This window comes from Dyadobacter frigoris (genome assembly GCF_005280585.1).
GTDB classification, from domain to species: Bacteria; Bacteroidota; Bacteroidia; order Cytophagales; family Spirosomataceae; genus Dyadobacter; species Dyadobacter frigoris.
The window spans coordinates 460,474-473,422 of the sequence record NZ_SZVO01000004.1; the positions used below are offsets into that span (position 1 = coordinate 460,474).

At 38.9% G+C, this 12,949-nt stretch carries 11 protein-coding genes; 10 read left to right on the forward strand and 1 reads right to left on the reverse strand.

The annotated features are described in order from the left end of the window. Positions 1-97 precede the first annotated feature (97 nt). The 4 genes from FDK13_RS11215 (at position 98) to FDK13_RS11230 (ending at position 2,280) form a co-directional block, all read left to right on the forward strand. Entirely contained in the window at positions 98-328 is a 231-nt protein-coding gene (locus tag FDK13_RS11215) for a type II toxin-antitoxin system Y4mF family antitoxin (RefSeq protein WP_137340067.1), read from the forward strand. Next, positions 325-657 carry a HipA N-terminal domain-containing protein gene (locus FDK13_RS11220; RefSeq protein WP_137340068.1) on the forward strand — a complete coding sequence of 111 codons (333 nt, stop codon included), beginning with the start codon at positions 325-327 and terminating at the stop codon, positions 655-657. Before FDK13_RS11215 ends, FDK13_RS11220 begins: the two co-directional genes overlap by 4 nt. Then, a complete protein-coding gene (locus FDK13_RS11225; RefSeq protein ID WP_137340069.1) occupies positions 650-1,600 on the forward strand; it encodes a HipA domain-containing protein in 951 nt (316 codons plus the stop codon). The genes FDK13_RS11220 and FDK13_RS11225 overlap by 8 nt, the downstream gene beginning before the upstream one ends. 158 nt (positions 1,601-1,758) lie before the next feature. After that, complete coding sequence (locus FDK13_RS11230) at positions 1,759-2,280, forward strand: hypothetical protein (protein ID WP_137340070.1); 522 nt, start codon at positions 1,759-1,761, stop codon at positions 2,278-2,280. A gap of 6 nt (positions 2,281-2,286) precedes the next feature. On the opposite strand, the gene FDK13_RS11235 is transcribed toward FDK13_RS11230, so the two are convergent. Beyond that, positions 2,287-3,390 carry a DNA alkylation repair protein gene (locus FDK13_RS11235; RefSeq protein WP_137340071.1) on the reverse strand — a complete coding sequence of 368 codons (1,104 nt, stop codon included), beginning with the start codon at positions 3,388-3,390 and terminating at the stop codon, positions 2,287-2,289. A 203-nt stretch (positions 3,391-3,593) separates the two neighbouring features. Between FDK13_RS11235 and FDK13_RS11240 the strand changes: the two genes are divergently transcribed. The 6 genes from FDK13_RS11240 to FDK13_RS11265 all read left to right on the forward strand — a co-directional run bounded on the left by FDK13_RS11240 (position 3,594) and on the right by FDK13_RS11265 (position 12,945). Continuing rightward, positions 3,594-4,616, forward strand: a complete 1,023-nt coding sequence (locus tag FDK13_RS11240; protein WP_137340072.1) for an alkaline phosphatase D family protein — start codon at positions 3,594-3,596, stop codon at positions 4,614-4,616. Between the two features lie 376 nt (positions 4,617-4,992). Next, the gene (locus FDK13_RS11245) at positions 4,993-6,252 is read left to right on the forward strand and encodes a hypothetical protein (protein ID WP_137340073.1); all 1,260 of its coding nucleotides are present in this window, start codon (positions 4,993-4,995) and stop codon (positions 6,250-6,252) included. Positions 6,253-6,257: 5 nt separating this feature from the next. Further along, positions 6,258-6,629, forward strand: a complete 372-nt coding sequence (locus tag FDK13_RS11250) for a hypothetical protein (protein WP_137340074.1) — start codon at positions 6,258-6,260, stop codon at positions 6,627-6,629. Positions 6,630-6,650: 21 nt separating this feature from the next. Further along, positions 6,651-8,147, forward strand: a complete 1,497-nt coding sequence (locus tag FDK13_RS11255) for an FtsZ/tubulin family protein (protein WP_137340075.1) — start codon at positions 6,651-6,653, stop codon at positions 8,145-8,147. A gap of 11 nt (positions 8,148-8,158) precedes the next feature. Then, the gene (locus tag FDK13_RS11260; RefSeq protein ID WP_137340076.1) at positions 8,159-11,734 is read left to right on the forward strand and encodes an acetate and sugar kinases/Hsc70/actin family protein; all 3,576 of its coding nucleotides are present in this window, start codon (positions 8,159-8,161) and stop codon (positions 11,732-11,734) included. Next, positions 11,734-12,945 carry a hypothetical protein gene (locus FDK13_RS11265; protein WP_137340077.1) on the forward strand — a complete coding sequence of 404 codons (1,212 nt, stop codon included), beginning with the start codon at positions 11,734-11,736 and terminating at the stop codon, positions 12,943-12,945. The genes FDK13_RS11260 and FDK13_RS11265 overlap by 1 nt, the downstream gene beginning before the upstream one ends. Positions 12,946-12,949: the final 4 nt, after the last annotated feature.

The window sequence follows — 12,949 nt, forward strand, 5'->3', positions numbered from 1 at the left end:
ATATGCAATAACATATAATTTCATGAAATGCCATCTATCTATATGCAATAACATATAATACATGTATATTTGTATATAATCGATGCAAAAGCATATAATGAGATCACTATCTGAATTTGTAAAAGCGAAACGAAAAGAAGTAAAACTTACGCAGGAAGAGTTTGCAGAACGTGCCGGCGTTGCGCTTACTGTGGTTAGGAAAATAGAGCAGGGGAAAGAAAATCTGAATCTTGAAAAGGTAAATCAGGTTTTAAAGATGTTTGGGCATACGCTGGTTCCGGTGAGCAGTAAGGAATTGTCAATGAAAAAGGATAACCTGGACTCATGAGAAAAGCTGCCATTTATTATAAAGATGTGTTGGCTGGCATTCTGACGGAAACGGATGATGGGGAGTATACCTATGTTTATGATGCTGTTTACATCGAAAACTATCCCAGGCAATTCATAACATTTACAATGCCAGTCACTTCGAAAAAGTATGTGGAGCTGCGCTTGTTTGCATTTTTTGAAGGACTGATACCGGAAGGATGGCTGTTGGATATTGCATCAAAAAACTGGAAGATAAATCCTAATGACCGCATGGGTTTGCTTTTGGCTTGTTGTCAGAATTGTATTGGCGCGGTGAGTGTTCAACCAATCCAGGAAGATAATGCGTAGGAATTGTTTGTATTGTTATAGACCGCTGGAAAACGACAGCAACGTCGATTTTCATGAACGTTGCAGCCTTGAATTTTTTGGTACAAGAACACAGCCTCTGTTTCCATATTCCTTATCTCAGATGACTGAGCTGGCACAAAATATTGTTGAAAGAAGTGTTGCGGTGCCGGGCGTACAACCTAAATTATCTTTGTCGCTGGTCAATAATACACTTGATGATCGTAAAAATGGACGTTTGACTATTGTAGGCGCTTTGGGTGGAAATTATATATTCAAACCACCATCCGAACATTTTCCTGAAATGCCGCAAAATGAACATGTGACGATGCGCATTGCGGAAGCTTTCGGGATTCGAACCGTGAAGTCTAGTCTTATCAGGCTCCAATCTGGTGAGCTCTCCTATATTACAAAACGTATCGACAGAACCGAAAGCGGAGAAAAAATTCATATGCTTGATATGTTCCAGATTTTGGAAGCGTTTGATAAATACAAAAGCTCGATGGAAAAAATAGGCAAAGCGCTGGGAGAATATTCTTCCAACACGCTACTCGATAAATTGTATTTTTTTGAAATAAGCGTTTTTAGTTTTTTGACAGGAAATAATGACATGCACCTGAAAAACTTTTCAATGATCAATAACGCTGATCATTGGTCGCTTGCACCCGCGTATGACCTTTTAAATGTGGCTATTGTCAATCCTGCCGATGATGAAGAACTTGCATTGACACTGGAAGGGAAAAAGAAAAAGTTAAAACGTGAACATTTTGAAAAACTTGGCGACGGTTTAGGTTTAAACCAAAAACAGGTCTCCGGCGTTTTTTCAAGATTTTTAAGGAATAAGGAAATTGCGTTATATTGGATCAGTCAGTCATTTCTATCCAATAATCAGAAGGAGAAATATATCAGGATTTTGGAAAGTAGATATGCTGTAATGGAGAAATAGCGTTAGTTTGAATAAGACTTCCTGTTAAAAATATATCCATGAAAAAATTCCTCCAAATCCTCTTCCTAACAACCCTAACCCTCCACCTCCAAGCCCAAACCCCCGCAACCCAAAAAATCTACCACCAAACTTTCTCCGACCCCACAAACTTCACCATCATGTCCTCCATGGACAACATCCAGCCGGAGCACATTTATGTATTGGATAAAACAAGGGATTGGCCGGCGGGGATATTCTGGTCAGGGTGGACGGGGGATGAGACGCTTTTGGAAATCATGACGCAGCCAGGCGAAGTGCACGAGAGTTATGATCCCGATTATCTTTACCGGGATCCATTGATTTTTAGATTGTTTTCGGCAAAAGAACGGCTTGCTTTGCGGAAAAGGGCTGGTGCTATAAATCCAGATAAAATCAGTTTGAAAGGAAAAAATTACTCAACCATTTCGTCGGCAAAGGACATAAAGCGATTCTATGTAATTACCAGGGAACCGGTTTTTACTTCCGACGGGCATTACGCGTTTATGTATTTTGAAACTTTTGATAACGATAATGAGCCTTTTATCTCCCCTGATGAAGGACCGCCATACGATTCCGGCCTTTTCGGGATGACCACCATCATCTTCAAAAAACAACCAGACCAATCCTGGAAAAAGATCAAACTGATCAATCAATTATTGTAATTGTTTTTAATCAATTGTAATCTTAAAATCATGATTCACTTTTTCTTCCCCATTCACGATAATCGAAAGCTGATGAAGTCCGGGATAAAATGTCCGGGTGGTGATCAGTTTAAAAGATTGTTTTCTGGAAACATTGATTTTTGCACCCGCTTCATATTCCTTTTCACTGATTTTGAATACTTTTCTGGCCAGATGCCCTTTGGATTTTTGATAGTAAATGCCATATTCCAGCCGTACCATTCTTTTGCTGTCGTTTGCGTTGGTAATAGTGAAAGAAAATTCAAGACTATCACCAATTTTCACTTCCGGCGTCGAGATTTCAAGATTTGTTACGTTAATATTTTTTCCATCCAGACCGTATACTTCCAGAATTTCTGCGTGGCCTTGTTTTAACAAAGTCCGGCTGCCGTGTTTGATGATCGCGTCGGTTTCTTTGCTGCCGCCTCTCCATTTTTTCGCAATCGAAAGCACAATGTCCGGGTGATCTTTTGCGATGTCGTTCAGGTTATTAGCCACACTTCTTCTCACAAATTCTGAAGGATCATTTTTGAGATTTTCCAGTAGCGGCAGAAGTGGGGACGGATCCTTTTTTAATGCCGGAATCGCCATCGCCCAGGGTAATCTTGGCCGACTTCCTTCACTCGAAAATCTTCTTACTTTATAATTTTCATGTGTAGACCATAGTACCATCTGGTCAATCATCTGGTTGCCATATTTCAAAATAAATGGTCTGACAGCAAATTCGCAGCTGATAAACTGGGTGATGAATTCCAATGCTTTTACAGAAGTTTTGAAATCATCCAATCCATATACTTCAACATAATCAGCCAGGAAAATATAAGCCAGACTGTCTTCTCCTGTATTTCTCTGACGAAGTTGGGTGATTATTTTTTCTATCAGTTTTGTTGCTTTCGGGAAATCCGTTGGCAGGAATTCGTGAAAGACCCGGGTCGTATGTTTCATCCTTTCCTTCCATTCCATCGTTTTGAATGCATCCGTAAAAATCTGTCTGATGAATTCTTTTTTACTAAAATCAGGAACGGCTTGCTTCATGGCATCTGCGAAACGGTCATAAAAGGCGGGCGAATAAATATCTTTAATCAGGCTCATCGGAGGCGTAGTTTGTTAATGCTGCCGGCAAAGTTAAGGTTTAGATTGTAGAAGTGGGACAGGGAAAAGTTTATCACTATGAAAAACAGCTGCGTAATTTCCGGGCGGTGGGAAAAGTCTGTTAATGCGTAATATGAAGAAATTGTAAAGTCGTTTAAAGAGCGATAAGATTTTCTACTTTTACGCACTAACAAAATCCCTTCATGAAAAAACTTATTACTTCTTGTCTTTTTGGATATCTGGCGTTGGCTGGCTGTCATACTTCCAAAGTTGCGAAAACCGCTTCTAATAATTCAAATACAATATCAACCATTGCCTTCGGTTCATGCAGTGATCAAAAACGTCCACAGCCGCTTTGGGACGATATCGTAGCACAAAAACCGGATGTATGGATATGGCTGGGCGATAATATTTATGGCGATTCGGAAAGTATGGATACGTTGAAAGCCAAATATGATAAGCAAAAGTCCAATCCCGTATATCAGCAGCTTCGTAGTCAGACAAAAATAATAGGCGTGTGGGACGATCATGATTATGGCGTAAATGACGGCGGAAAAGAATATCCAAAACGCAAAGAAAGTCAGCAGCTGATGCTGGATTTTATGGACGTGCCAGCGAATAGTCCTTTGCGTACACAGGAAGGTGGATATTCTTCCAATACGTATGGTCCGAAGGGACAACGTGTAAAAGTGATTTTGCTTGACGGCCGTTATTTCCGTGATCCGTTGAAGAAAAATGGAAAAGACAACGTGCCTGATCCATCTGGCGATATGTTAGGTGAGGCACAATGGGCCTGGCTGGAAAAACAGCTGACAAATTCGGATGCGGATGTGCATATTATTGGCTGCGGTGTTCAGTTTATTGTCGATGAACATCCGTATGAAAAATGGGCAAATTTCCCGACGGCCCGGAAACGCTTTTTAGATTTGCTTGGAAAAACAAAACCCAAAGGTGCTATGCTGATCAGCGGTGACAGACATATTGCTGAAATTTCAAAAGTAAAAGTGCCGGGTTTGAACTATGATCTTTATGATATCACCAGCAGCGGATTAACGCACGTTTCAAAACCACATGAAGAACCAAATAAATATCGTGTTGGCGAAATGATTGCGAAGTTGAACTACGGCCTGATCACGATTGACTGGAAGGCAAAGCCACTGAAAGCCGAGGTTAAGATTAATGGCGATAATGCGGAAACTTATTTGGTTCAGGAGGTCAAATTTTAGTCACAGGAAACTGATACTTTAAGTCATTCAATTTTTACAATTAAATTTTGAAAAAAAATCGTCCTAAAAACCTGACAGCTTTGTCAGATTTTTAGGACGATTTTTTGTTAGTCAGGACCTAATATTAAGGTTGAATAATTATTTATAGAAATCGATTCAAGGCCCGGTTAAGGTTCAGACTTTGGATTTCGCTGAAATTGGCTATGTCTTTGGGGATTTTTAAAATAATCAGCGCATCTGTTCGTAGTAATTCCGGAATTTGTTGCGGAAAGCCTATTTATTTACTTAGAAGGTATTCTAACGAATAAATGTAGGCAGCAACCAACAAATATTTCTATATTGGTAACCAATTAGCCTCAATACAATATTATACTAGATGAAGAAATATTTTTATTTGTTTGCTTTATTAATCGCTGCATTAAGCTGCTCTAAAAAAGAGCATAAAGAGGAAAAAGAACCTGACAAGCAAATTGGCAAGGTTAACTTCTTTATGGAAACCTCGGCCAGTATGGCTGGTTATTTTAACGGCTCGACCGAATTTGTAAAAGACATTCCAAATCTTTTGGTTGACATTGAAGGAAAGGAATCTTTTGGAAAAGCTCCTCTTAAATTGTACTATGTCGCTGATTCCTTGACACCTTACTCAGGTTCAACCAAAGATTTCATCCGCGAAATTTCCACGACAAAAGTTGCCAACGAGAAAAGCTCGGAAATGCATAAAATTCTGGAAATGATTGCCAGTAAAACAGATTCGAACGACATTTCTCTTTTCGTGTCCGACTGTATTTTATCCTATCCTGATAATGTCATCAAAACCAATTCTGAAATTAATAAGCAAAAAGCGCCGGGAGAATTGAAGGCTTTGGTTAAATCGACTTTTCTGAAATTAAAAAGAGACAATATTTCGGCTTCACTTTACGGATTTAATTCTGCTTTTTTTGGTAATTATTATACCTATCAAAACGCTAAATTGAAGTTGGATGGGCAGGAAAGGCCTTACTATCTGTGGGTAATCGGCAACAAAGAGCTTGTTAGTAAATTCAATAAAAAGCTTGCTGATTTAAATAATTTCAAACCGGTTCTTGATCTCAACTTCGGATTGTTTGATAAAACCATAGATGATTTTGAAACATTCTTTACTTACGAAAGAGAAGGGGAATGGGAACCAAAAGATAAAGGAATTTCTAACCTTCAGGCGTCTAAAAAGAAACCTGCCAGCTTTGCCATTGCGGTTGATCTGTCTGCGCTGCCAAACTCGATCAGTGCTCCGGATTATTTAAATCGACACCTGAAAACTTCGTCGGAAAATCTTGACTTTAAGATCAAAAATATACTACTAACCAAGGACTTGGACAAATCTAAATTGAAGCCAAGGGAAAAGGAATTTTTGGAAAATAACACCCACGTGATCGTCATTGAAGTTTCTGATATCTATAAAGACAATGCCAATATAGATATCAAACTTCCGTTGGTTTATGACAATGGTTACAAAGCCATGTCTATCATGGACGACAGAAATCTGGATTCTATTCCGGGGAAAACCTTTGCTTTCGAACACCTGATCGATGGCGTACGCGAGGCTTACGAAAATTCAAATGATAACTTTGTTCATATTTCAATACCTGTAAAAAAATAGCTTCCATGTTTGAATTTCTTTATGAGCTGCTTTGCGGACAAAATCCGGATCCGATTTTTGCATCAGACATTTATCCTTTTGTAGGGTTGTTTACACTGGTTTTTGCCTTTGTTTTCACGCTTGTGTTTTACATTATTCTGGGCAGAAGCAGGCCAATATGGGACAAAACGGTTCACTGGGTTATCACGATGGTCATTTTGCTGATCATTGCTTTTGGCTTCGCGTATAATCATGCGCAGACGGTTACGGAAGAGGAGGAGAATTCTTTCTTCTATACTTTTGCAATGGTCAACACGCTCTATGCGTTTATTTACTACATCCTGTTTTCAATCTTGTTGAAAAGATTCTCGATTTTCGCCAAGCGCACTCCCTTTTAACCCGTCGATTTAGCACAGATTATGCCTACAAGAAATACGTTTGTTTTTGGAATTGGAGGAACAGGGGCGAGGATCGTTCGCTCTCTGACAATGCTGCTTGCCGCAGGTACAAAACTTAATGATACGAATAAAATTATCCCTATCATTATTGATGTGGATGCAGATAATGCCGATACGAGCAGAGCATTGGCGGCGCTTAAAACTTATAAATACATCCGCTCAAATGGGTACAGCAATACCGAAGAAATTCGAGACGGTTTCTTCAATGCGAACCTGAATACTTTAAGCTCTATTACGCAGGAAAATGATTATTCGGAAGGTCTGGATGATTCATTTCAACTGCAATTCGAAAATCTGGAAAAGTCATTTATCGAATATCTTGACCCGAAAGGTGAGCTTGTGGGCGATATCAATATGGATTTGCTGGAAGCACTTTACGACAATTCCAGTCACGATGATCCCAATACTGAGCTTAATCTGAAATTAAATCAGGGTTTTAAAGGAAATCCAAACATTGGATCCGTTGTTTTTAATAACCTGGCCAATACAAAAGAATTCAAATTTGTATTGAAAAGTATTGGCGAAAATGACCGCATATTTATTGTCAGTTCTATTTTTGGGGGAACGGGTTCTTCGGGCTTTCCGCAGTTGGTGAAATTGCTGCAACAGGAAGAAAAACTGCGTGGAAATAAATATGGCGCGCTTACGGTAATGCCTTATTTCAACGTGACCGACGATAGTAAAAGTGCTATCAATTCGGATATGTTTAATTCCAAAACAGAAGCGGCACTTTCTTACTATCTGAAATATCTGAATGGTAAAATCAACTGTTTTTATCAGTTGTGGGACAGGCCGTTGAAACAATACGAAAATAAACAAGGCGGCATTGAACAGAAAAACAGTGCTCATTTAATAGAATTAATTGGAGCGACTGCCATTATCGATTTTGTTAATAAGCCGGATGGGAATTTTGCTTCGAAAGGCCAAACGCAATATTTTGATTTTGGAATAAAAAAGGAAGACCAGGTAATTGACATCAGACATTTTTATCAGAATACGGCCAAAACGGTTATGGAGCCGCTGACGCTGCTTACTTATGCCATGAAAATTTATCTGGAAACATTGCCGGAGTTCCGCAACGAAGCTTTTTATAAGGAATTAAACTTGGGCGATAAATACTCCAATAGCGAATTTTACCAGAATCTCACCGCTTTCTTTTCGGTACATTACAAAAACTGGCTGGTGGAAATGTCAGGGAATGAGCGGACATTTCAGCCGTTCAACCTGACTCAGGACCTGAATGCGCTGGTGAGGGAAAAACCGATTGAGGTCAAAAAAGTGCTTGGGATTGTAACCAAGCCAGGAATTTCCGAAGCATTTCTGAAAACCGAGCTTGGAAAACTGGAAGATGAATTAAAGAAAAGTATCCCGGATCAGGATAAACGTTTCTTTAAACTGCTCAACCGTATTTCTATGGAATGCTACAAAAAACTGGAAGCACTTCCATCCATGATCTAAATTTCAAAGCCATGTCTTCATACATTTTTAGAAAATATCCGGGTTATAATCCAAACGAAATACAAGACTGGAGTCAAAGCACAGGAATTGATCCCGCCAGTTTTGATCCTGAAAATATAGCTTTCGGCAGAGGCGCTTCCAAGGCAGGAACGTCCATTCCTTCGCCGATGGCGCGGCTCGAACTTTTTGATACTGCCTTTCAAATCGTCGCCTCGGATCGTGGAAATCTGGATGGAAATACGATTTATCATCAACTCGTATCCGATTGTCTTGACGTTTTTCAGCTTTTATTTAATTCAAAAAATTCTGAGATCGGTCCCGGTAAAAAGATCTGGTTCAAGGAATGGAAAGTTCAGGAAAACATAGGCAGACTGAAAGAAAAAGGTAAAGATCATCCGCATAACTTGCTGGCAAAATCGCTTGAACAGATTTTCAATGACAAGGATAGCAGCAGATTTTCAGAAATGGACAGTCTTTTTCTGATTTTTTATGAGAACAAGCTATTAGGCGGAACTTCACCGCTTTCGCTGTTTTTTACAACGCCAAACTGGGCGAGATACATCAAGAATGACGATATCAAAACAATTCCGCAAAGCTCTGACGGAAAGTTGTTTTTCAGTAATGACTACCGTCCGCTCTTCAAAAGAGATCAGGAATTCATCGAATATATTTATAAACTTTCTCTTCAATTTAAACCGGCTTTTGCCAAAGCGGATGGTTTTAGAAAGTATCTTAATAAAACAGTAGATCGTTATTTCCCGGATTTCAGACATCAGTTTCCTGACTATCAGCAAGCAGGTACCAGTTTGATGGATGCTGAATACAGTAAAATAAAAACGAATGTTGATGGTAAATTCCTGACGGTCAACGGACTTTTCTTTTTTCATCAAAAAGAAGAAAAAGAAAAGGAAAAAATCAAATCGGTCAGCGACTTCATTATCCGTGCTACGGAATCAAAATATAAAGACCAATACAACGATAAAAATGAGCAGCAGCTTGTAGAGCCGCCTTTGGTTTTGGTTGACGGAATGAACATTCCCGGAGACTATATGGAGAAAAATATTCCATGGAATTCATCCACCCGGATCAAGGATTTTTATCATAGAGGTGTTCCTTTGTTTGAAAGGAAATTGCCACAGGGAAATGCACTTACCACAGTTACGTATCCTTTTCTTACCATTGATGATTTCCTTGAAGATTCTCTGGTGGAAATGCCTTTCAACATCAATAGAGGAAAGTTTTATACCGGTTTCGGTGGAGATTTTAAATATTTGCTACCGATCAGAAAGGAATACTTCAACTTTTTCAATCTGGCGGATTTGAAGAATAATCTGTCCATTGAAGTGAATGACGGACAGGTTACGGCGAATCTTAAAATTCCCGTAAAAAACCGGAGAGGGGTTTCTGAAATTGTTTTTTCGAGGAAGTATGAGAAGGGTAAATCCATTGTTGAGTATCGTTCGGATTTAGGAATATTTCCGTTTTATCAGATCAATGATTCCGATCCGAGATTAAAAGATCTGAATGATTATACGGTTCTGCTAGCGGAACGAAATGAAAGAATGTCGCTTAAAAAATTGGAGTTTTATTCTTTCAAAAACTTTGCTTCCGATACGACGAATCTTAATGCGACAGTGGATGAACGGTCAACCTGGTCTGACATAAATGCAGGAAATTCTGGCTCGACTTCCAGGTTTTATAAAATAAAAGAGGCGTTTGATTATATCCAGTTAGCCTATTCCGATCCTAACAGCATCGATTCTGGCGGACTGATTATTCCAAATTTCGAAACCAGAACTTTTAACAAAGATAACCTTACCAAAGCGTACACCTTTGCCATAGACTTTGGAACGTCGAACACGCATATTGCCTACATGCAAAATGGCGAAGCTCTGCCAAGACCTTTCGATATTGGAGAGCCGGATCAACAAATGGTTTTGCTGAACGCGCCGGGTCGGAATGATTCGGGAGGAAATAAGTTTGATTCCTATGGTAATTCCGGTTGGATGGATTTAACGTTAAGGCGGGAGTTTTTGCCGCCTGTTTTAGGAGCAGGACAAAATATTTCCTACCCGTTCAAAACGGCAACATGTGAAATTGTTTCCTTTAATAATATACAAAACAAGTCGTTATTCAGTCATATCAATATCGGTTATTACATTGATCAGGAGGAAGTTCAGGCGAGTAATGTGAATTATACGACCAATTTGAAATGGTTACTGGAAAACGATAATAACGATTCAAATAAAAGTCGTGTTAGTGCTTTTTTGAAGCAGCTTCTGCTACAAATCAGAGCGAAAATAATCCTGAATTATGGTAACCCTGCTGATCTGAAAGTGGTTTGGTCCGTTCCGTTAAGTATGGAACGCGGGATTAAATCGGAGCTTAGAAAAGTTTTGGATGGTGCTTTTAAAGATGCATTTAAAAATTCGGGCGCCAAATTACTGGATCCGATCCCGGAATCCGTAGCGCCATATTTCTTCCTTACCAAATCAGATACAGACATTCAGGATACTGCCAATGTTGTAAACGTGGATATCGGCGGTGGAACGACAGACGTGATGATGTTCATGGAATCTTCCGGCAATCGTATTGATAAATATTTAACAACTTCATTTCGTTTTGCGGGCAGTGATATTTGGGGGAACGGGTATCGTAACAAATTGAAGGACAATGGTTTTATTCGTAATTATCTTGGCTATCAAAAGAAAAATAGCATTAGTCCGAATGAGATAAAATATTTCAACAAGGTTAAGGACGATACAAATCTCAGTGCAGACGATTTAGTGAGCTTACTATTCCGCTACGATGATTTCAAATTCAGTGATTCCATTACCATCGGAAATCCGGATTTACTCATCATTCCTTATCTGCATTACAGCGCTATTATTTTCCATTTGGTCCAGTTGATCGAAATAAAGGATTATCCTTTGCCGAGATATTTATCTTTTACCGGAAAAGGAAGTCAGTATATAAAACTGCTTTGCGGCGGAGATGAACGTGATCTGGAAGATTTTACCCGTCTTCTGATCAATGCGTATACATCCAAAACGCTTCAATCCGGATTTAAAATTCATTTGAATTCCAATCCCAAAGAGATCACTGCAAATGGGTCGATACTGTATGCATTGGCTTCGGAGGATGAAAAAGAGAAGTATCGAAAAAACATGGATTTCATTCATCCTGGTTTTGATCCAAAAACGAATTCTGAACTGGAATTGAAGCTGTCGACGGGCACTGGGAAATTTAATATTTCTGATACATTTGAAATTGATAGTCCGCTGAATGTGGCAGTGCTCCACAATCTCAATGAGTTTTTGGAGAAAACACTTAGTAATCCGGATATTTCTAAGTTCCTGAAAGATTTCAAAATAAATGGTCTTAAAGAATCATTACGACTTTTGCAGTGGAACCATAATATTTTCAACGGTGAGGGTTTGATCTACGATAGTTACCGGAAAGTTTTACAGGATTTACATAAGCAGGAAGGCGAAAACGAGATTTCAGAATCACTGTTTTTCTTTGCTTTAAAAGACGCATTATACCGTCTTTCAAAAAGTATAACGGAAATCAAACCTGTCGTTTAATGAAAAAGTGGGGTGTTTTTTTTGTGCTTTTGATTTTACAGTTATCCGCAAAGGCTCAAACGGGAGCGGAGAAGCAAATTTGGGATGCTAAATTTCAGATTGTAAAAGCAAGTGTTGAATTTTTAGCCTCTGATAAAGAAACATTTAAAGATGCTAAGCAAAGACAATGCGCAAGTTGTAAAAGTTATGAAGAACTGGTAAGTTTTGTCAAAAAAAACAAGATTAAAAAGGCTGACGAACTGATAAGTGACTGGCAATCGATAGCGATTGATGCCAACGCTTCAAACTGGAAAAAGAGCCTGATCAACTTTAAAGATCGAATAATTACGAAAATAACAACAGGTCCCAAAAGCAACCGAAAGAAGTTTTCGAATTATGTTTCTTATGAAAATAAACTTGATTCAATCATAGAAAAAGTATCCATTTCTGAGCCGATTGAAGACATACCTGATATTCAAAAAATACAGGAAATGCCAGAACCTGTTGTTGAACTAAAAGTAACAGAACCAGAAAAAATAATGTTAGAAAAACCTTCGGAATCAGCTAGTTTTTTTGCGTTTTTACCAGACATTTCGAAGGATATGTCTTATACCATCATCCTGCTTTTGTTGGTTGGAATCCTGTTTTTATTATGGATACTTCGTAATAAAAACCAGACGATGGAAAGAAATAGCAGCGCATTGAAAGACCAGCTTCACAAAAGCGGAAGTACGGAATGGCAGACGAAAAATTTGAATAATGAGCTGAAAGCTGTTCAAAAAAAGTTGAAAGATGCGGAGGCTGAAATTGCGATTCTTCAGGATAATGTCAGAGCTGAGATGGAAAGAAATGAACGACTTTCTGTTGTGCCTGAAATTGAAAAGCCGGTTGAACAAGTTGCTGCACCTGCGTTGGAATCAGCGATAAAATATGCGAGATATGCTGATCAGGGAGATGGATTTTCTGTTCAGGAATTGCTGGAGGAGGAGGATAGTGAAACCATATTTGAGCTGACTGTTTTATCTCCGAACACTGCGTCTTTTAAAATATCCGGCAATCAAAACGCACAGCGTTATGCGCTTTCAAACTCTCCTTATTTTCTGGGAAAAACAAGTCAGTATGATACTTTTCCATCCGGTAATAGTTTGATCAATACGGATGTAGCTGGTGAATTAAAACTACAAGGTAATAAATGGCTGATTGTTAAGCCGATCCAAATCAGTTTTAGTTAACAGA

Coding starts and splice junctions, on each gene's coding strand:
- FDK13_RS11215 (WP_137340067.1), top strand. CDS start 98: ATGAGATCACTATCTGAATTTGTAAAAGCGAAACGAAAAGAAGTAAAA.
- FDK13_RS11220 (WP_137340068.1), top strand. CDS start 325: ATGAGAAAAGCTGCCATTTATTATAAAGATGTGTTGGCTGGCATTCTG.
- FDK13_RS11225 (WP_137340069.1), top strand. CDS start 650: ATGCGTAGGAATTGTTTGTATTGTTATAGACCGCTGGAAAACGACAGC.
- FDK13_RS11230 (WP_137340070.1), top strand. CDS start 1,759: ATGTCCTCCATGGACAACATCCAGCCGGAGCACATTTATGTATTGGAT.
- FDK13_RS11235 (WP_137340071.1), bottom strand. CDS start 3,390: ATGAGCCTGATTAAAGATATTTATTCGCCCGCCTTTTATGACCGTTTC.
- FDK13_RS11240 (WP_137340072.1), top strand. CDS start 3,594: ATGAAAAAACTTATTACTTCTTGTCTTTTTGGATATCTGGCGTTGGCT.
- FDK13_RS11245 (WP_137340073.1), top strand. CDS start 4,993: ATGAAGAAATATTTTTATTTGTTTGCTTTATTAATCGCTGCATTAAGC.
- FDK13_RS11250 (WP_137340074.1), top strand. CDS start 6,258: ATGTTTGAATTTCTTTATGAGCTGCTTTGCGGACAAAATCCGGATCCG.
- FDK13_RS11255 (WP_137340075.1), top strand. CDS start 6,651: ATGCCTACAAGAAATACGTTTGTTTTTGGAATTGGAGGAACAGGGGCG.
- FDK13_RS11260 (WP_137340076.1), top strand. CDS start 8,159: ATGTCTTCATACATTTTTAGAAAATATCCGGGTTATAATCCAAACGAA.
- FDK13_RS11265 (WP_137340077.1), top strand. CDS start 11,734: ATGAAAAAGTGGGGTGTTTTTTTTGTGCTTTTGATTTTACAGTTATCC.